General features: G+C 31.7%; 23 protein-coding genes and 1 riboswitch. Of the genes, 15 read left to right on the plus strand and 8 right to left on the minus strand.

Annotation, left to right across the window (positions count from 1 at the left end):
* The first annotated feature begins 110 nt into the window (after nt 1–110).
* The 5 genes from CDO51_RS10730 (at nt 111) to CDO51_RS10745 (ending at nt 3,126) form a co-directional block, all read left to right on the plus strand.
* Nucleotides 111–893 carry a hypothetical protein gene (locus CDO51_RS10730; protein ID WP_089024263.1) on the plus strand — a complete coding sequence of 261 codons (783 nt, stop codon included), beginning with the start codon at nt 111–113 and terminating at the stop codon, nt 891–893.
* A gap of 69 nt (nt 894–962) precedes the next feature.
* A complete protein-coding gene (pyrR, locus tag CDO51_RS10735; protein ID WP_089024264.1) occupies nt 963–1,511 on the plus strand; it encodes a bifunctional pyr operon transcriptional regulator/uracil phosphoribosyltransferase PyrR in 549 nt (182 codons plus the stop codon).
* A 66-nt stretch (nt 1,512–1,577) separates the two neighbouring features.
* Nucleotides 1,578–1,931: a PadR family transcriptional regulator gene (locus CDO51_RS10740; RefSeq protein ID WP_089024265.1), complete on the plus strand. Its 354-nt coding sequence runs from the start codon at nt 1,578–1,580 to the stop codon at nt 1,929–1,931.
* A gap of 101 nt (nt 1,932–2,032) precedes the next feature.
* Nucleotides 2,033–2,167: a hypothetical protein gene (locus tag CDO51_RS15085; RefSeq protein WP_276207030.1), complete on the plus strand. Its 135-nt coding sequence runs from the start codon at nt 2,033–2,035 to the stop codon at nt 2,165–2,167.
* Nucleotides 2,168–2,190: 23 nt separating this feature from the next.
* Nucleotides 2,191–3,126, plus strand: a complete 936-nt coding sequence (locus CDO51_RS10745; RefSeq protein WP_089024266.1) for a permease — start codon at nt 2,191–2,193, stop codon at nt 3,124–3,126.
* A 22-nt stretch (nt 3,127–3,148) separates the two neighbouring features.
* On the opposite strand, the gene CDO51_RS10750 is transcribed toward CDO51_RS10745, so the two are convergent.
* Nucleotides 3,149–3,727 (minus strand): folate family ECF transporter S component, encoded by a 579-nt coding sequence (locus tag CDO51_RS10750; protein ID WP_089024267.1) that lies wholly within the window; start codon nt 3,725–3,727, stop codon nt 3,149–3,151.
* Between the two features lie 80 nt (nt 3,728–3,807).
* Nucleotides 3,808–3,901: riboswitch (THF riboswitch) on the minus strand.
* 285 nt (nt 3,902–4,186) lie between these two features.
* Between CDO51_RS10750 and CDO51_RS15090 the strand changes: the two genes are divergently transcribed.
* The 3 genes from CDO51_RS15090 to CDO51_RS14425 are packed head-to-tail and all read left to right on the plus strand — an operon-like array spanning nt 4,187 to nt 4,695.
* Nucleotides 4,187–4,318, plus strand: a complete 132-nt coding sequence (locus CDO51_RS15090) for a hypothetical protein (RefSeq protein ID WP_276207031.1) — start codon at nt 4,187–4,189, stop codon at nt 4,316–4,318.
* A complete protein-coding gene (locus tag CDO51_RS14420; protein ID WP_205842227.1) occupies nt 4,305–4,481 on the plus strand; it encodes a DJ-1/PfpI family protein in 177 nt (58 codons plus the stop codon). Before CDO51_RS15090 ends, CDO51_RS14420 begins: the two co-directional genes overlap by 14 nt.
* Nucleotides 4,462–4,695, plus strand: coding sequence for a type 1 glutamine amidotransferase family protein (locus CDO51_RS14425; RefSeq protein ID WP_205842228.1), 234 nt, complete (start codon nt 4,462–4,464; stop codon nt 4,693–4,695). Before CDO51_RS14420 ends, CDO51_RS14425 begins: the two co-directional genes overlap by 20 nt.
* A gap of 82 nt (nt 4,696–4,777) precedes the next feature.
* Here CDO51_RS14425 and CDO51_RS10760 read toward each other — a convergent pair whose 3' ends face one another.
* From CDO51_RS10760 to pckA, 4 genes are all read right to left on the minus strand, one after another.
* A complete protein-coding gene (locus tag CDO51_RS10760) occupies nt 4,778–5,434 on the minus strand; it encodes a rhomboid family intramembrane serine protease (protein ID WP_089024268.1) in 657 nt (218 codons plus the stop codon).
* 53 nt (nt 5,435–5,487) lie between these two features.
* Nucleotides 5,488–6,372, minus strand: coding sequence for a molybdopterin dinucleotide binding domain-containing protein (locus tag CDO51_RS10765; RefSeq protein ID WP_089024269.1), 885 nt, complete (start codon nt 6,370–6,372; stop codon nt 5,488–5,490).
* Nucleotides 6,373–6,457: 85 nt separating this feature from the next.
* Nucleotides 6,458–7,477: a molybdopterin-dependent oxidoreductase gene (locus CDO51_RS10770; protein WP_158212428.1), complete on the minus strand. Its 1,020-nt coding sequence runs from the start codon at nt 7,475–7,477 to the stop codon at nt 6,458–6,460.
* Nucleotides 7,478–7,596: 119 nt separating this feature from the next.
* The gene (gene pckA, locus CDO51_RS10775) at nt 7,597–9,153 is read right to left on the minus strand and encodes a phosphoenolpyruvate carboxykinase (ATP) (protein ID WP_089024271.1); all 1,557 of its coding nucleotides are present in this window, start codon (nt 9,151–9,153) and stop codon (nt 7,597–7,599) included.
* Between the two features lie 185 nt (nt 9,154–9,338).
* Between pckA and CDO51_RS10780 the strand changes: the two genes are divergently transcribed.
* The gene (locus tag CDO51_RS10780) at nt 9,339–9,911 is read left to right on the plus strand and encodes an HDIG domain-containing metalloprotein (RefSeq protein WP_089024272.1); all 573 of its coding nucleotides are present in this window, start codon (nt 9,339–9,341) and stop codon (nt 9,909–9,911) included.
* A gap of 73 nt (nt 9,912–9,984) precedes the next feature.
* On the opposite strand, the gene CDO51_RS10785 is transcribed toward CDO51_RS10780, so the two are convergent.
* Nucleotides 9,985–11,292, minus strand: a complete 1,308-nt coding sequence (locus CDO51_RS10785) for a dicarboxylate/amino acid:cation symporter (protein WP_089024273.1) — start codon at nt 11,290–11,292, stop codon at nt 9,985–9,987.
* A gap of 190 nt (nt 11,293–11,482) precedes the next feature.
* On the opposite strand from CDO51_RS10785, the gene CDO51_RS10790 reads away from it, so the two are divergent.
* From CDO51_RS10790 to CDO51_RS10810, 6 genes are read left to right on the plus strand one after another with little or no spacing between them, the layout of a single operon-like run.
* Nucleotides 11,483–13,066: a spore germination protein gene (locus tag CDO51_RS10790; RefSeq protein ID WP_089024274.1), complete on the plus strand. Its 1,584-nt coding sequence runs from the start codon at nt 11,483–11,485 to the stop codon at nt 13,064–13,066.
* A 32-nt stretch (nt 13,067–13,098) separates the two neighbouring features.
* The gene (locus CDO51_RS10795; protein WP_205842229.1) at nt 13,099–14,265 is read left to right on the plus strand and encodes a Ger(x)C family spore germination protein; all 1,167 of its coding nucleotides are present in this window, start codon (nt 13,099–13,101) and stop codon (nt 14,263–14,265) included.
* A 12-nt stretch (nt 14,266–14,277) separates the two neighbouring features.
* Nucleotides 14,278–14,430 (plus strand): hypothetical protein, encoded by a 153-nt coding sequence (locus CDO51_RS13860; RefSeq protein ID WP_158212429.1) that lies wholly within the window; start codon nt 14,278–14,280, stop codon nt 14,428–14,430.
* Nucleotides 14,431–14,443: 13 nt separating this feature from the next.
* Complete coding sequence (locus CDO51_RS10800) at nt 14,444–15,529, plus strand: GerAB/ArcD/ProY family transporter (RefSeq protein ID WP_089024276.1); 1,086 nt, start codon at nt 14,444–14,446, stop codon at nt 15,527–15,529.
* A 17-nt stretch (nt 15,530–15,546) separates the two neighbouring features.
* Nucleotides 15,547–16,173, plus strand: a complete 627-nt coding sequence (locus CDO51_RS10805) for a DUF3793 family protein (RefSeq protein WP_089024277.1) — start codon at nt 15,547–15,549, stop codon at nt 16,171–16,173.
* Nucleotides 16,127–17,041 carry a pyridoxamine kinase gene (locus CDO51_RS10810; protein ID WP_089024278.1) on the plus strand — a complete coding sequence of 305 codons (915 nt, stop codon included), beginning with the start codon at nt 16,127–16,129 and terminating at the stop codon, nt 17,039–17,041. The genes CDO51_RS10805 and CDO51_RS10810 overlap by 47 nt, the downstream gene beginning before the upstream one ends.
* On the opposite strand, the gene CDO51_RS10815 is transcribed toward CDO51_RS10810, so the two are convergent.
* Both CDO51_RS10815 and CDO51_RS14430 read right to left on the minus strand, forming a co-directional pair.
* Entirely contained in the window at nt 17,042–17,869 is an 828-nt protein-coding gene (locus CDO51_RS10815) for a DMT family transporter (protein ID WP_089024279.1), read from the minus strand.
* 77 nt (nt 17,870–17,946) lie between these two features.
* Nucleotides 17,947–18,164, minus strand: a 218-nt coding sequence (locus CDO51_RS14430; protein WP_205842231.1) for a hypothetical protein, incomplete at its 5' end; no start/stop codon positions are given.

The raw sequence follows: 18,164 nt of genomic DNA on the forward strand, positions 1-18,164 counted from the left end.
AAAAAAGTGCCTTCTAGTGTGATTAGAAGGCACTTTTTTTTGAAGGACATATACATATTATGTAGAACATATTAGTTAGATTTGGTTATAATATAAGAGGGGGAATTACTTTGAAAAAAATTTTTATGTTATTACTTACCTTGTTCCTTTTTTTATTTGTTTATGGATGTGAGGATGAAGCAAATCATACTGGAGAAGAACTACTAGAAATAGGGATTAAAAACCTAGAAAAAGCTGATAGTTATCGTTCTGACATTCATATGGATATGAATATTATGGATGTTGTTATGTCTTATGAATCTGATATGAAGTATTTAGGAAAAAATAATTATTATTTAGATATGACAATGAGTACTATGGGTCAAGAGGTTGAAGGTGCACTTTTGAATAAGGATGGTAATATAAAGGTTGAAACTACATCACCTACTACAAATAAAAATGAGATTAAGGAAATGCAAGAACAATTAGAAATGGATTTATATGACGATTATTCACTTCTAGTGGAAAATGCAGAGATTAAAAAAATTGAAAATCTTGACGGATATGAAAATGGTTATGAGACATTTGAAATAATGCCTGATCCTGATAAGGTTATGGACCTGACTTTAGAAGAGTTTGAAGAACAACATATGCCTGAAGTTGATGATTCCATTGTAGATAGCTTAATTAATAATTTAAAAACCGATATGGAGTTATTATTAGTAATTGATGCACAGAAAGAAAAAATTGTGTTTAGTGATATAGATGTGACTCAAACTTTTGATATGGAAAGTATAGCAGAAGAAACTGATGAAAGAGAAATGACTCAACTTGGGTCAGTATTAGAAACAGAAATTAGATTAGAACAAACTTATTATGATTACAATGAATCTATGGAGTTACCTGAATTATAATGATAATTCTGGTAACTATTGATTTCTCGTAAAAGAAAAAGGATATAGATAAATTCGGAGGTGAGCTAATTGAATGTAAAAGAAAAAGCTGTAATAATGGATCAAGATAAGATAAGGCGAACTTTAACAAGGATTTCCCATGAAATTATTGAAAAAAACAAGGGGACTAGTGATCTAGCTTTAATCGGTATTAAAACGAGAGGTGTACCCCTCGCAGAGCGCTTAAAAGAATCAATTGAAAAAATTGAGGGAGACAAGGTGCCAACTGCTAACTTAGATATTACTCTTTACAGAGATGATCTTTCAACAGTAGCTGATCAACCTGTAGTTAATAACAATGAAATACCATTTTCAATAGAAGATAAGAAAGTAATTTTAGTAGATGATGTGTTATATACCGGAAGAACTGCAAGAGCGGCTTTAGATGCCCTTGTAGACATTGGACGCCCTAAAAGTATACAGTTAGCAGTAATGGTTGATCGGGGTCACCGTGAACTACCTATTAGAGCAGATTATATAGGTAAAAACTTACCTACCTCTAAGACCGAGATAGTATCAGTGAGAATTGATGAGATTGATAAAGAAGATAAGGTAGTCATAGAGGAAATTTTAGATTAAAACCAGGTAAAAGCGCCTGGTTTTCTATTATATTATAACTAAATAGTTAATTGGAGGAAATTAAAAATGAAACTTATTAAAAAGGATTATTGGAAATCATTAATTAATATGGCTGTTATTAAGTTTCTGATTCTTAGAACTTTAAAAACAAACCCATTACATGGTTATGGTATATTAAATGAAATAAAACAGTTTACAGAAGGATGTTGTACACCGACTTATGGATCAGTTTATCCGATATTAAAAGAACTATGTGAAGAGGGTTATGCAGAAGTTAAAACTTCTGTTGTTAATAATAGAGAACGAAAAGTATATTATTTAACTGAATTAGGAGAAACAGCATACTATCAAGCAAAGGAAGCTTGGGATGATATATTACCTTTTCTTGATCGAATAATAAAAGAAGATTCTAGCTTATAAATACATAGGTTTTTTATTAATTGACACTTATAGATAATTTTGCCATAATATATAGTGGGTCAATATATTGAGGGTAAATATAAACTGAAAGGAGAGAGAATATGAGCAAAATAAAGAGCTTACTTAGTAATCTTTTGAGCAGCGGAAAGAAAGAAGGGTGTTGTGGAGTTAGGATTGAGTCAGATGAATCACAACAAGTAAATAACGATGAAAAAGAAGAGGCAGAAAACCAGTAAAGAGTTTGAAAGGGGTAACTTACATGTTTGATACTGAATATTTAATTGAAGTAGCTGATTTTTTTGCTTATCTATTAGGAGAACTTATATTACTCTTTGTTGTAATTAGTTTTTTAGTAGGTTTATTACAGGAATACGTAAATCCAGATAAAATAAAAAATTACTTAGATAATAAACGATTAGGTATTTTTGGTAATATAATAGGGGCGTTTTTCGGATCATTAACACCTTTTTGTACTTGTTCAACTATACCAATTACATTAGGTTTATTAAAAAGTGGAGTTCCCTTTGGAATCACAATGAGTTTTTTCTTTGCATCACCACTTTTAAATCCAATTGTTATATTCCTGATGTTAGCATTATTTGGTGTAGAAATAACAGTAGTTTATTGGGTTATTTTATTTCCTCTATCAGTTATAATAGGAATGTTTTTAGAAAAGTTTGGATTTGAAAAAGAGCTTAAACAAGTTAAAGTAGTTAAAGACTGTGAGGGAAGTGAAGCAGCTGACTTAGAAGGCTCTTTTTTTGAGCGAATACTTCCAAGACTTAAAAATGCTAGTTATTTTGCTGGTAGCCTATTTAGGCAAGTTTTTGTTTTTTTAATATTAGGAGCTAGCGTCGGTGCCTTTATTTATGGTTTTGTGCCACAAGAGTTAATAGTTAACATTGCAGGTCCAGATAATTTATTATCTATACCAATAGCATCTATTATTGGTATTCCAATGTATGTAAGAGAAGCAACAATTTTACCAATTAGCTCTGTTTTAATAGATCATGGAATGAATGTTGGTGCAGTTATAGCTTTAGTAATTGGTGGAACAGGAGCTAGTTTACCAGAACTTACTATGTTAAATTCTATATTTAAAAAGAAATTATTAATAACTTATATAATTACAGTGATAGTTGTAGCAATCTTTGCTGGATATTTATTTAATATTCTTCTTTATATAGGTATGTAAAAGCAAGGGAGCTCCCCTGCTTTTACGGGTTATTCTGAATTGTTTTAACCGCTGGTGATTGATAAATCTTAGTATAAATAAAGGTACAAATAATACTATATCCGGGTATTAACACAAAATTAGATAATATTCTTGGTGGTAGTATAGAGATAAATGGAACACCATATATGAATTGTAGACCATAAGTTGTTAAGAAAATTGAGCTTACAAGTTGTGTGATTAAGATTGCTATACACATATGTACTCTTGACGGTGGTTGACTAGATTTTAAAAACTTTAGTATTAAAGGTGGTAAAACACCATACATAACTGTAGCCAAAAAGATCAAAGGGTTAGGAAATGCAACACCATAAGTATTCATCCAAAACCCTAGGATATTGGCGCCTCCACCAACAAATCCTCCAAGAACAGGACCAAATAAAAGTCCAGATATAATAATTGGAACAGGGCCTAAACCTAAACGGATACCACCAATTCCTCCTATTGGAATCATAACCGAAAAGAACCGTGTAAAAATTATCTCCATAGCTACTAATAATCCTGCAGTAGCAAGTTGTTTACTTGAAAAATTAAGATTTAATATTTGATTCTTATTAGACATAAAAACACCTCCTTTCTTTCTTTGTTGATGGCAGAGGGCCACAACAAGAAAGAAGGAGGTGTTCCTTCACTCTTTATTGTGACAGCGGATGCGATATCATATCGCAGGTGACTTCCCTTCGTCTAAGAGCAACATCCCATCTCTTAGCACTTTACGCATGATACCTACTCTGCCGTTTAAAATCCTTACTTAAATCATTCTATAAAACTACAATTTTTCCTTTCTATTAATTCTATGTTTATCATTTTTTTAAGCTTTGTATATATTATTTTGTCAACAGACCAAATTAATAAGATCATAATTATCAGAATAATTAGTCTCAAAATGGACACCCCTAGTTATATTTTCATATTATCTTCTTCAATAATTGAATTTTTCCTTCAGATATAATTAAAGAATTTTCATTTTGATCAAATTATGATAAGTTAGTTTAAAATAACTATTAATGGTGGTGATCTTTTGAAACAATACAATGTAGGTATATTAATTTTCGATGATGTTGAAGTGTTAGATTTTGCGGGTCTTTACGAGGAGTTTTCTGTGATTCGTTTTAAAGGACAATCTTATGATACTACGGATGACACCTTTTAATGTAGAAACAATAGCAGAATCTAATGAAAAAGTTAACTGTAGACATGGATTACAAGTACAACCAGATAAGAGTTTTGACACTAATAACAACTATGATATTTTAGTTGTACCTGGGGGACTAGGGGTTAGAGAACAATTAAATAATGAAAAAATTAGACTTTAATAGAACGAAAAATCAAAACACGATTGTTACAACATCTGTTTGTATTGGTGCTTTATTATTAGCAAATTCAGGATTATTGAATGGAAAAAAGGCCCCAACACATCATAAAAGCTTTGATCAGCTTGAAAGTTTTGATGAAATAACGGTGATTAAAGATCAAAAATTTGTTGATAAGAAAATATTATTACCTCTGGTGGAATCTCTGCTGGTATAAATATGTCATTTTATTTAGTAAAAAAACTACTAGGTACTGAAATAGCTAAAACTACTGGACGGTTTATGGAATATACAGTATACTAGCGATTACCAATTGCATATACCACACCTAGTAAAAAACCTCCAATATGCGCCCACCAAGCTATTGAAACTGCTTCACCAGCTAATGGAGCAATAGCATTTATACTTTGAAGTAATATCCATACTCCTAAAAAAATAACAGCTGGGATATGAAAAATTGTGAAAAAAATTCCTATTGGAACTAACGTTAGCACTTTTGAATAAGGGTAATATATAAAGTAAGCACCTAAAACACCTGCTACAGCACCACTAGCTCCTATAGCAGGTAAAGCTGAAGTTGGTTCACTCATTAAATGTGCTATATTACCTATGATAGCTGCTAATAGATAAAAGACTATAAACCAAAACTTACCAAGCTTATCTTCGATGTTATCACCAAATATCCAAAGGTATAACATATTACTAGCTAAATGAATAAAATTACCATGTAAAAAAGCTGAAGTTAAAAAAGTAATTAGTGGATATATAGAGGAGTTATTTATTATTTCTTCTAATACAATTCTTTGTGGGATAAATCCTAAACTAGTTACAAGGAAGTGAAGATTTTCTGTTGTTAAAGTACTTTGATAGATATATATAAGCACATTAAAGATTATTAAGGTAATTGTTACTAAAGGAAAACTTTTTGATCTAATATTATCTTTTAAAGGTATCATAGAACCACCTAACTTAATTTATCAAATAAAACCGTGGTGTAACCACGGTTTTATTATACTTTTTCTATCTTAATTTTAGTTTCATAGAGAGCGGCTTGATCTCCAGCATCAGATATATTATCTACAACTAAAGTATTGACACTTCCGCCTTTGTTTATCCATTGTCCTTCATACATATAAACACTATCTTCTCGTAAAGTCTCTTCAAATTTTATCTGTACTGAAAGAGAGCCAGCAGGGGAGATTAGAGTTACTATATCGTTTTCTGAAATTTGTTTATCGTTTGCTGTTTTAGGATTAATGTATGCTATGCCAAGTGAATTTTGTTCTTTATCTTTAAAATGTTGTGAATGTAAAGATCCCTTGTAATGTGGGGTTAGAAAATGTAAATCATATTCAGTCTGAAAATCTTTAAATGGAGTTAAATATTCAGCTAAAGGACTAATCCCTTCTTCTTTAGCTTTTTCTGAATATAATTCGAACTTACCACTTGGAGTTAAGAATTTTTTATCTTTCCATGATTGTAATGGTGCTTCAGGTAAAGGGTATGGTTCTTCTTTTATCATACTAAATGTTAATCCTTTCTGATGTTCTAATGGTTTAATAGCATCTTTTAGCCATTCATTAGAATCTTTAATAGGGAACTCTTTTAAATTCATTTCATTAGCAAGTAAATTAAATATTTCACGATCACTTTTTGTATTATTTAAATTATTGATTACTTTAGATCCATAAGAAACATAGTTGTGCCCCATAGAAGTTATATATATATCTTCCTCCTCAAGAAAACTAGTACATGGAAGTATAAGGTCAGCATTTTTAGCAGTATCTGTCATAAACATATCAACTACTATTTTAAAGTTAACTCTTTTAAAAGCTTGGTACACTTTATTAGTATCAGGAGCTTGTAAAAAAGGGTTCCCTCTAGTTACAAACATTAAATCAATCGGTGGATTATCTTCTTTAAGAATAAATTCAGCTAAGCGTCCTTTAGAAAATGTTCGGTGATTCCTATTAAGATGACTACCAGGTTAACAGTGGGATATCAATAAAATTAGTTACCTGTTTATTTGCATAATTAGCTCCACCACCTGGGATACCTATGTTACCTGTGATAGCGGCAAGAGAATCGATAGACCTAACTGTGTTAGCACTATTAGTATAACGTTGTATACCATAACCAATTAAAATTGATGATGAACCGAGATTCGCATATTCATAAGCTAATTCTTTAATTTTGTTTTCATCAATTCCTGTTTCTTTAGAGGCCCATTTAGGAGTGTATTTTTCAATATGCTTTTTAAAAGTTTTAAATCCTTTAACATATCTAGAAATGAATTTGTTATCATGGTAATTATTTGTAATTATATGGTTAGCCATAGCAAGAGCTAGAGCACCATCAGTCCCGGGTTTTAAGGAAATATATTCATCTGCTTGTTTAGCAGTCCTTGTTTTTCTAGGGTCAATAACTATTACCTTCGTTCCGTTCTTTTGAGCTAGTTTTATATAATACATCTGGTGAATAGAAGTATCAGAGGGGTTTCGTCCCCATATAAGTACTAAATTAGAATTTAAAATATCACTGTAATCATGACTTACACTTAACCCAAAATCTAGATCTTGAGCTTTCATTCCAGCACTCCAACATAATGTTCCCCTTGGTACGGTTACATTTCCTAATGCATTAAAAAATCGTGACTCTAAATTTTTTAAAACACCACCATGAGCAGAGTCAGAATAAAATAGGATAGATCTACTATCATTATTGATGCAATCTTGAAGCTTAGAACTAATAATCTTAATAGCTTTATCCCAGGAAATCTCATTCCAACTCTCGTTTCCTTTTAATAAAGGGTTTGTTAGTCTATCAGAGTCATAAATTCGTTTTACAAACTTTTTTCCTTTTTGACAAATAAACCCTTTAGTAATTCTGTGATTTTTTTGTCCTTTGATATCAATAACTTTGTTATTTTCAACAGTTACATTAAGTCCACATAAGTCCCAGCAATTTAAAGGACATGTACTTTCAAAAGTTGGAGACATATACATCACCCCTGTTAAAGTACTCTCTACGTTTTTCTTTCCCAAAAAAATCTTTTGTTTCTTTTAATTTTATCAGACAAAAAGAAAGCATCAACAGAAAACTGTTGATGCTAGATAATTTAAGCTTTAGGTCCGGCCTCGTAGATATCTTTTGATACATTAAATTGTTTAAAGTTTTCTTGAAATAGCTCTGCTAATTCTTGTGCTTTATTGTCATATTCATTTGGGTCATCCCATGTTTTTCGAGGTCTTAGAACATTTGTAGGTACTCCAGTGACTTCATTTGGAATTTGAACATTAAATATTTCATCTTTTGAGTAGGATGTATTTTCAATATTACCATCTTGTATTGCAGAAATCATGGCTCTAGTGTAAGAAAGTTTAATTCGAGAACCTTCACCATATGGTCCGCCAGTCCAACCAGTATTTACAAGATAAGTTTTTACATTATGCTTTTCAATTTTTTCTCCTAACATTTCAGCATATTTTTCTGGTTTAAGTGGCATAAAAGGTGCTCCAAAACAAGCTGAGAAAGTGGCTGTTGGATTTGTCACACCACGTTCTGTTCCTGCCAATTTAGAAGTATAACCTGATAAGAAATGATACATAGCCTGTTCTTTAGATAATTTAGAAACAGGTGGTAAGACACCAAAAGCATCAGCAGTAAGAAATATGATTACATTTGGGTGTCCTGCAATTCCAGTTTCTAAAACACCAGGGATGTGCTCAATGGGATACGCTGCTCTTGTATTTTCAGTTAATGTGTTATCTTCAAAATCAGGTGTTGCTGTTTTAGGATCTAATATAACATTTTCAAGGATAGAACCAAACTTTATTGCATTAAAAATCTGTGGTTCCTGTTCTTTTTTCAGCCCGATACATTTTGCATAACAGCCACCTTCGAAATTGAAAATACCTCTTTCAGTCCAACCATGTTCATCATCACCAACTAACAATCTATTCGGATCAGCAGATAAAGTGGTCTTACCAGTTCCAGAGAGGCCGAAAAATAGACTAACATTACCATTGCTTCCAATATTAGCAGAACAGTGCATAGGTAAAACATTTTTTTCTGGTAATAAGTAGTTTAATACACTAAAAATTGATTTTTTCATTTCACCAGCATATTCGGTACCACCAATTAATACGGTTTTTTTCTTAAATGATACAATGACAAATACTTCTGAGTTGGTACCATCTTCATTTGGATCAGCTTTGAATGTAGGTGCATTAATTAAAGTCCACTCCGGAGTTGAAGACTTTTTGTTGTCTTTAATGAACAATTGTTGAACAAAAAGGTTATGCCAGGCACGTTCGTTTATAGTACGTAAAGAAAGGCTGTGGTCAGAATCAGCACCAGCTTTACCATCAAATATAAAAACTTCACGATTACTTAAATGTTTCATAACTTTAGAATATAGTTGATCAAAACTTTCTTCAGAAATAGATCTATTTATCTCTCCCCAATTAATTTTAGAATTTATTAATTCTTCGTCTACTATAAATTTGTCTTTGGGAGAACGTCCGGTATATTCACCAGTTTTTACACGTAGTGCGCCATTTGAAGTGAGAACACCTTCACCTCTAGCAACAGCTGTTTCTACTAATGTTGCTATTGGTAAATTATAATGTGTTTTTTTAAAATAAGAATTTGTATAATTAAGTGCATTTTTCATTAAAAAAACCTCCTCAAAAAAGTGATTACTATATATGTTACACTAATTTCTAAATGTGGTGACATTGTAACATAATTTTTATAATATGTATCACAATTTAGAAATTTTCTTGGGTAAATTTTTAATTAATCAATGTAGGAAAGTAATATGTTAAAATATAAAAAAATAACAGAAAGGTGGTTCATATGGAAAATAATATTCCAACTAGAGCTGAAGCTTACGAACTTTTACGGAAATATGTAAATGACGAGCGTCAGATTAACCATGCTTTAGCTGTAGAAGCAACATTGGTTCACTTTGCAGAAAAGTTCGATGAAGATGTACAAAAGTGGGGAACAATAGGCCTCATTCATGATTTAGATTATGAATTATACCCTGAACAGCATTGCCATAAAGTTAGAGAACTATTAGAAAAAGAAAAGTGGCCAGAAGAGTACATAAGAGCAATTGAGAGCCATGGTTGGAAGATTTGTACTGATGTAGAACCAAAAGAAACTATGGAAAAAGTATTGTATACTGTTGATCAATTAACTGGTCTTATAACTGCAACTGCACTTGTGAGACCAAGTAAGAGTATTATGGATGTTAAAACAAAATCTGTTAAAAAGAAGTGGAAACAAACAGAGTTTGCTTCAGGTGTTGATAGGGAAGTAATTTCAAGAGGTGCAGAGATGTTAGGTATGGATCTTAATGAACTAATTGAAGAAACGATAAAGGCTATGCAAAAAGAAGCTGAAGCTTTAGGGTTAAATGGCTAATAATGCTATCAAGATTAAGGAGTTATAAAACTATTAATCCTGCCAGATCTTAACTCTGGCAGGATTAATAGTTTTATATATCTTTTGATTTACTTGACTGATTCTTTTCTGAGTCAGTCCATACACCACTTTCTAAATCTATACTGTTATTTAATTTACCAACTACACTTGTTACTGAAAGATCTCCTGCAATATTATTCATAGTTCTAAAAGCATCTAAAATAGGATCAACACCTGCTACGAATGCTACAACTCCTAATGGTAGGCCTAACTGTGTTAATACCATAGATAACATAATTAAACCTGAACCGGGAACACCAGCTGTTCCAATACTTGCTAAGACTGTTGTTGTAACAATAGTTAGCTGTTCTGCCATAGTAAGTGTCTCACCAACTAAGTTTGCGGCAAAAATAGCTGCAACCCCTTGATACATTGCAGTACCATCCATATTTATAGTAGCTCCTAAGGGTAAAGTAAAAGAATATATTTTTTCATCTACTTTTAAGCTTTCATCTGCTGCTCTCATAGAAATTGGTAAAACACTAGCGCTTGATCTAGTAGCAAAAGCTGCTAAAAGTGCTTCTTTTGAACCTTTAAGAATTTTAATAGGTGATTTCTTTAAAATAATACCATTTAAAACTACACCATAAATTAAAATCATGTGAATTAATACAGCTGCAACAAAAGCTGCAATTAAGATTCCAAATTCATAAAGTGCTTCAGGTCCAGCTTCTCCAAAAGTAACAGCTAATAGAGCAAATACCCCAATAACACCATATTCCATGACTCCTCTTACTATTTTAAACATTGCTTCAGCAGCAGTTTCAGTAATACTAAATATCATATCGACACCTTTTTTGATTTCTTCACTAGCGGATTCCCTAACAAAAGCAAGTGCTATACCAAAAATGATTGCAAATACTAAAACCTGTAGTACCTCAGCATTAGCCATAGCTTCGAAGACGTTCTCTGGAACTAAATTCAAGAAGACATCGATTATGCTAGGAGCCTTTTCGGGGTCCATCTCTGCATCTTCTGGAAGGCTAAGACCTGAGCCAGGATTAAAAACGTTTGCTAAAGTAAGACCTATGATTATTGCTATTGCGGTAGTTAAAATATAAAGTCCTAATGTTTGGCCACCAACTCTTCCTAATTGTGAAGGTGTTAATTTTTTCATTGCAGTTATCAAGGTAAAAATTATGATTGGTATAACAACCATCATTAATAGTCTAAGAAATAAGTCTCCTAACGGTTCAATAACTGTAATTGGTTCACCAACTATGAGTCCAACAACAATTCCTAAAATAAAAGCAATACCCATTCGTTGAATAAAAGGAATGGCAAAATAGCCGCTAAAAAATCTTTTTATCATATTACCCATCTTTATTCCTCCTTCATATATTTTTTATTCCTTAAATCCCACCTCCTTAATTATATTCTATAATATATTCAACAGTTCCTTCAATATATTAAGACATTAAAACTTAAAATAATTTAAATTTATTATAATCTTAGTTACTCTGGATAAACTAAATATGTAAACCTATTTTAACATAAAAGTGGTGAAGTTAATGTTTTCATATATTGTTAAACGATTACAAATGTTAGGAGCCTTGTTTAAAGGAAAAGGTGTATCGAAAAATGTTCATGAAGAAAATACAAAAATTCCATTAAAGAAAAACTATAAAGGGAATAAAGAAGATATCGAAAACGTTTTAGACAAAAATTATGACTTAGTTGTTAAAGAGTTTTATATTCAAGGTGAAGAAAAAAATAAAGCTTTTGTAGCTTATATAAGTAATATTGTAGATGAAAAAGTGATAAACGATAATATCTTAAAACCACTTTTAGATCGAAATAGAGCTTATGAAGAAAAAGAATTAGATTTAAGCTTTATAGAGAAATCAGTTATTTCTACAGTTAATTCAGAAAAAATATCAGACTTAAATCAAGTAGTTGAAAATATATTGAATGGGGAGACAGCACTATTCTACTCTAACTATAATGAGGCACTGACTTTAGATACACGTAATATTAAAGGAAGAGATATCGAAAAACCAGAAACCGAAACTGTAATTCGTGGACCAAAAGAGAGTTTTAATGAAGGATTAGGGGAGAATATTGCATTACTTCGTCGAGTAATAAAAAATCCAAACTTAAAATTAGAATCTTATTCTTTAGGGACACAAACAAAGACCGAAGTAGTAGTAGCTTATATGGAGGGTATAGCAGATAAAGAAGTGGTTGAAGAGGTACAAAAAAGAATCTGCGATATAGATATTGATGCTGTTTTAGAATCAGGATATATAGAAGAATTTATAGAAGATGCACCATTTTCTCCTTTTCCTACAGTAGGAAACACAGAAAAACCTGACAAATTAGCCGCGAATTTGTTAGAAGGTAGAGTAGGAATACTATTAGATGGAACCCCGTTTGTTTTATATGTTCCATATTTATTTGTAGAAACGTTTATGTCATCTGAAGATTATTATACTCGTTATACTTATGCTACTGCTCTTAGAGGGATAAGATTAATTGCTCTTTTAATTACAGTAATTTTACCTGGATTTTATGTAAGTATGGTTTCTTTTCATCCGGAAATGATTCCAAAAGAATTAGCAATATCTATTGCTGTTGCATCAGAAGGAGTACCTTTTCCGACTTTTATAGAAGTTCTCGCTTTTGGTTTGATATTTGAAATACTCCGAGAAGCTGGTATTAGAATGCCTAGTAATGTTGGTTCAGCTGTAAGTATAGTAGGAGCATTAATTTTAGGAGAAGCAGCTATTCAAGCTGGGGTTGTAGGAGCACCTGTTGTTATTATAACAGCACTTACAGCAATTTCTGGGTTTGCAGTACCTACTCAGTTAGATGCTCTTACTATGCTTAGAATACCATTTATTTTAGCAGCTATAGTTATGGGATTACCAGGAGTTTTAACAGTGTTTAACTTTACTATAATTTATCTTTGTACACTGCGCTCCTTTGGAGTTCCATACTTTTCTCCGGTGGGTCCCTTATCTTTATATGGGTTTAAGGATTTAATAATTAGAGCTCCTTGGTGGTTTATGTATAGAAGACCTGAACTAATAGCTAAGGAAAATAAGAATAGACAGCCTTTTGGTCAAAGACCTAAACCTGATGACGATAACTAATAAAACAAGGTGATAACATGAAATATAAATTAGTGTGTTGCTTAATTATTATTCTTTTAACTAGTTTACTTACAGGATGTTGGAGCAGATTAGAAATTGATGAGCGGGCTTTAGTAATGGGAGTTGGAGTAGATGAAACTGAAGAAGGTATGATTCAGTTGAGTATTCAAATATTACTCCCAAGGGAACATGGAGTAGCTGGTGAAGGAGGAGAAGGAGGAGAAGAATCTGTTTGGGTAGCAGAGACTACCGGTCATACAATTTTTGATGCTACTAGAAATTTAGTCACCAAAACAGGGCGTGATATATTTTGGCAGTATAGTGAAATAATTGTATTAGGTGAAGATGTGGCTGAAAGGGAAGTTGAACGAGTTTTAGATGCTTTTGTAAGAGACCGGGATGCTCGTTTGAATCAAAAAGTTTTAGTAGCTGATGGAAAAGCATCTGATATCATGAATGCTACCCATGAACAACAAGCAATACCTTCAGACGCTGTAGCGGAAATGGTAAGAGCTCAAGATACACTAGGAAAAGGAGGTACTAGAGTAACCTTACTTGATTTTTCGCAGAAAATAAAATCTACTGGTAGAGTAGCTTTTGCTCCAAGAATAGAATTAGTACAAGAAGAAGGTGAAGGAGATGAGTTAGAAGGAGAAGAACTTAAAATATCAGGTATAGCAATTTTTGATCATGAGGATAGATTTGCAAGTTTTTTAGAAGCAGATGAAACTAGAGGTGTTAATTGGATATTAGGAGATTTAGATTCAACTTTACTAGTTTTAACAGAAGAATTTGAAGAGGGTGCAGAAATTAGCTTTGAGATGATTTCACTTGCAAGTAAAGTTGAACCTGATATTTTAGAAGATGGCACTCCTAAAATGGCAATTGAATTAGAACTTGATGGTAATATTGGAGAAAAACAGCCAACAGTTGATTTACCGATTGAAGATCATAAGAAGATCCTTGAAAAAAAAGCTGCTACGGTAGTAGAAAATGAAATAAAATCTGCATTAGAAAGAACTCAAAAGTTACAAGCAGATGTTTTTGGATTTGGAGAAGCTATCCATAATGAATTTCCAGATCAATGGAATGAAATTGAAGAAGAATGGCCAGATATTTTTGCTGAATTACCGAGTGAAGTAGAAGTACAGGTAAATATCAGAAGGACTGGATTAATTAGGGATAGATTTGATGAATAGTGGGTGGAAACCATGTTTGAGATTATAGGGATATTTATGATTTCAATAGTAATAGCTATTTTTGAAATGCCAGACTTAATACAAAACAAACTATGGAAAGAATTAGTGACATTTATATTTTTGTTAACCTTAGGTACAGGAATTTTGATAATGCACTTACTATAATAGGAGGATAAATATGTTCATAAATGAACGTATTTCAGGTTCACAGGCTTTTATTTTAACTGTAGCGGCAGCATTAGGGCTTGTTTTTCTTGATATACCTACAGTGTCTTTAGAAGAAGGGGGGAGGCAAGGGTGGTTAAGTGTATTACCTGGGTATATGACAGCTATAATTATGGTTTATGCTGTCATAAAATTAGGTAATAGGTACCCAAGTAAAACAATTATACAATATGCACCAGATGTGATGGGTACAATTTTAGGAAAACTTTTTGGTTTATTATTAATCATTTCGTTTACTATAGTAGCTGGTCTATTAATTCGTATGAATACTGAACTATTACTTTTTTTAATGCCAGAAACACCACCAGTTGCTTTCGATATTCTAATCATGACACTTGTAATATATGTAGTAAAATGGGGGTTTGAGGTTTTTGCTAGAGTATGTCAAATACTAGTTCCTCTGATCATATTGGGGTTAACTGGAATCTTTTTTTTAAGCTATGAGAATCTTGAATTAGAGAATTTTTATCCTTTATTTGAAGAAGGGATGTTAGAACCTTTAGGTGCTTTTATACATTCAGTTGCATTTGCAACAGAACCTGTATTATTTATGGCTTTTTGGTATTGTACTCTTAGAACCCAAAAAAGCGCTTTTCGTTTAAGTGCAGTCGCTTTAATAAGTGTTGGTTTACTTCTAACAGTAGTAACAGTGGTAACATTAGGGACAATCGGACTAGAAAAGGTTTTAAACCATACTTTTTCAATTTTTACATTAACTCGTTTAATTGAAATACTTGAATTTATGGAAGGATTTGAAGGTTTATTAACTATTGTTTGGATATCTGCAAGTTTTATAAAGGTTTCAATACTTCTATATCCAGCAGTTATAGGACTCGCACAATGGTTAAATTTAAAAGACTATAAACATTTTGTAACACCGTATGCTCTTATAACAATAGGGGTTGCTAAAACCCCTGACACTGTTGGTGATCTTCAAGAAATGCTATCACTTGCAAATATTTATTTAATACTTCCTCTTGGCTTATTTTTAATAGTTATGGCAATTGTAGCAGCTATAAGGGGAGTACAAGACAGTTAAAATTGGAGGAGCTATTAATGAATAAATTAGATAAATTATTCTTTTTAGAATTTATAGATAAGTTACATGAAAAAGAACGTCTTAAATTTATTATAGATTATAACGCTGCACCTACTATTAAGAATATTAAACCAGCTACACTAATATCCTTTACCAAAAGAGGAAAAGCACTTCTAAGTTTATGGAAAAGTTATAGACATGAAATAGAAAAAGAACTACAATTAGAATCTTTTGATATGAGAGAGACCAAAAATAGTACCTTAGTATTATTTTATAAAGAAAAACTACTAGATAATTATATTAAAAATTCTGATTTTCTATTAGAGAGAGGTTATTTTACCTCCATGTCACTAAATAGTAAATTAAATAAATTAAGATATAGATTTCTAATAGAGCCATGCCCTCATGAAGTAGGGATTTTTTTAGGAATACCAGAACATGATGTTGAAGGGTTTATAAATAATAATGGTAAGGGATACATAATGAAAGGATACTGGAAGGTATATAAAAAGCCTGAATATGCAAGGAAACTTTTTAGAGAATATGATAAAGCAAAGAAGGAAATTATTTGCAAATTAATTCAAAAAATCGTAAAATATGAGAAAAAACCAGGAGGGAGAGACTTTGAAACAAAGATCGGTTAAAAGAGTTGCTGCGATACATGATTTGTCAGGATTTGGTCGTTCATCACTTGCTGTTGTAGTACCAATTATTTCTACAATGGGTATTCAAGTTTGTTCAGTACCAACAGCTGTGTTATCCACACATACTGGAGGATTTGAAGAATATAGCTTTGTTGATTTAACTGATAATATGACTCATATGTTTGACCATTGGGAAAAGTTGAATTTAGATTTTAATTGTATTTATAGTGGTTTTTTAGGATCCCCACGTCAGGTTGATATTATATCTGATTTTATTGACAAATTTGCTATTAGAAATGGATATACAGATACATTGGTTGTAGTAGATCCAGTTATGGCTGATGAAGGTGAGTTATACAGCACTATGGATCAGGAGATGGTTAAAAGGATGAGAGATTTAGTAGGTAAAGCAGATATCATTACTCCAAACTTTACTGAAGCTGCTTATTTATTGGACAAACCTTATGATACTGATTTAGATAAAGATACCTTAAAGGAATGGTTGTATGAATTATCACAGATGGGACCAGAGAAAGTTATTATTACAAGTGCACCAACTTGGGAGACACCTGAAAAAACAAGTGTGGTTGCTTATAACCAGGAAGATGAACGTTATTGGAAAGTAACTTGTGACTATATCCCAGCACAATATCCAGGTACTGGAGATGCTTTTGCAAGTGTTATTGTTGGTAGTTTACTTCAAGGTGATAATCTACCAATATCTCTTGATAGAGGTGTACAGTTTATAACAGCTGCCATTAGAGCAAGCTACGGTGAAACACTACCAAAAAGGGAAGGGGTCCTTTTAGAAAAAGTATTAGATAATTTGAAAATGCCAGTTCTCGTAAGTAGTTATGAACTATTATAATTAATGACTAATTATAAGTGCACCACTTATAATTATTAGACAGCTACCTATTAATGTTAAGATTGAAAATGGTTCTTGAAATAATAATACACCTGCAAAAGAAGCAACTACTGGATCAAAATAGGTTAAAGTTATTCCATGTGACGTTTTAGCACTTCTTAATCCGGAGAAATATAGAATATATGGAATAGCTGTATGAATAAAGCCAATTATTATTATAAAACCAACCTGGATGAGGTTAATGTTGGTATCAAGATCTATAAAGGGAATCATAAGAAGTGTTGCAGCAATCATAGCATAATAGGTTATTATTGGAGACGGAATATCAATAAGTTTAACTAATACTACAATGGATGAACTAGTGATAGCAGAGAATAAAGCTAATAATACACCTCTAATATCACTAAATGAAAACTCTATAATTGAAGGAGTTAATATTAATCCCAATCCAATTAATGATACTAATGTTGCTAGTATACTCCAAATATTTGGTTTTTCTCTAAAGAAAATAGGTAATAATAATGCGACTATGATGGGTTTAATATAAAAAGCAAATAAAGCATTACTCATGGTAGTTATATAAATTGAATTCATAAATAAAATTGCAGTTATCGCATATAAGATCCCAGCAAGTATTATTATGATGAAGGCTCTTAATCTATTAGCAATTAATAATTTTTCTCTAGGTAGTAATATTAAAAGACTTATACTTGCAACAAAAGTTTTGTAAAATACTAATTCATTAGCAGGAATACCACTCCATCTAGCAAATATACCTAAAGTTCCCCAAATACAAGCAGCTAGCAAAATTTTAAAATAGCCATTCATTTTTTTCACCCCTATATTAACTATGCTATACAAAGGGTGAAATATGTTTTTTAAAAAAGTAAAGTTTAAAAAACAGTTTAAATTTGTTTATCTTCATATCTAATTTTAAAAGTAAAGTCAAGGGGCTTAATCCCAAAAGTGAAACTTTTGGGATTAAGCCCCTTTTCATTTAAATAAATATTAAAAAGAAGCCGCTCTTTTGATAAAATGGTAAGTGACCAAACAAACCAATAGAAAGGAGCGGCTTCTTTATGAACAATAATAAAATTGTCTTTAAAGATTATAACATGAATCA

It is taken from the genome of Natranaerobius trueperi (genome assembly GCF_002216005.1).
Taxonomy (GTDB): domain Bacteria; phylum Bacillota; class Natranaerobiia; order Natranaerobiales; family Natranaerobiaceae; genus Natranaerobius_A; species Natranaerobius_A trueperi.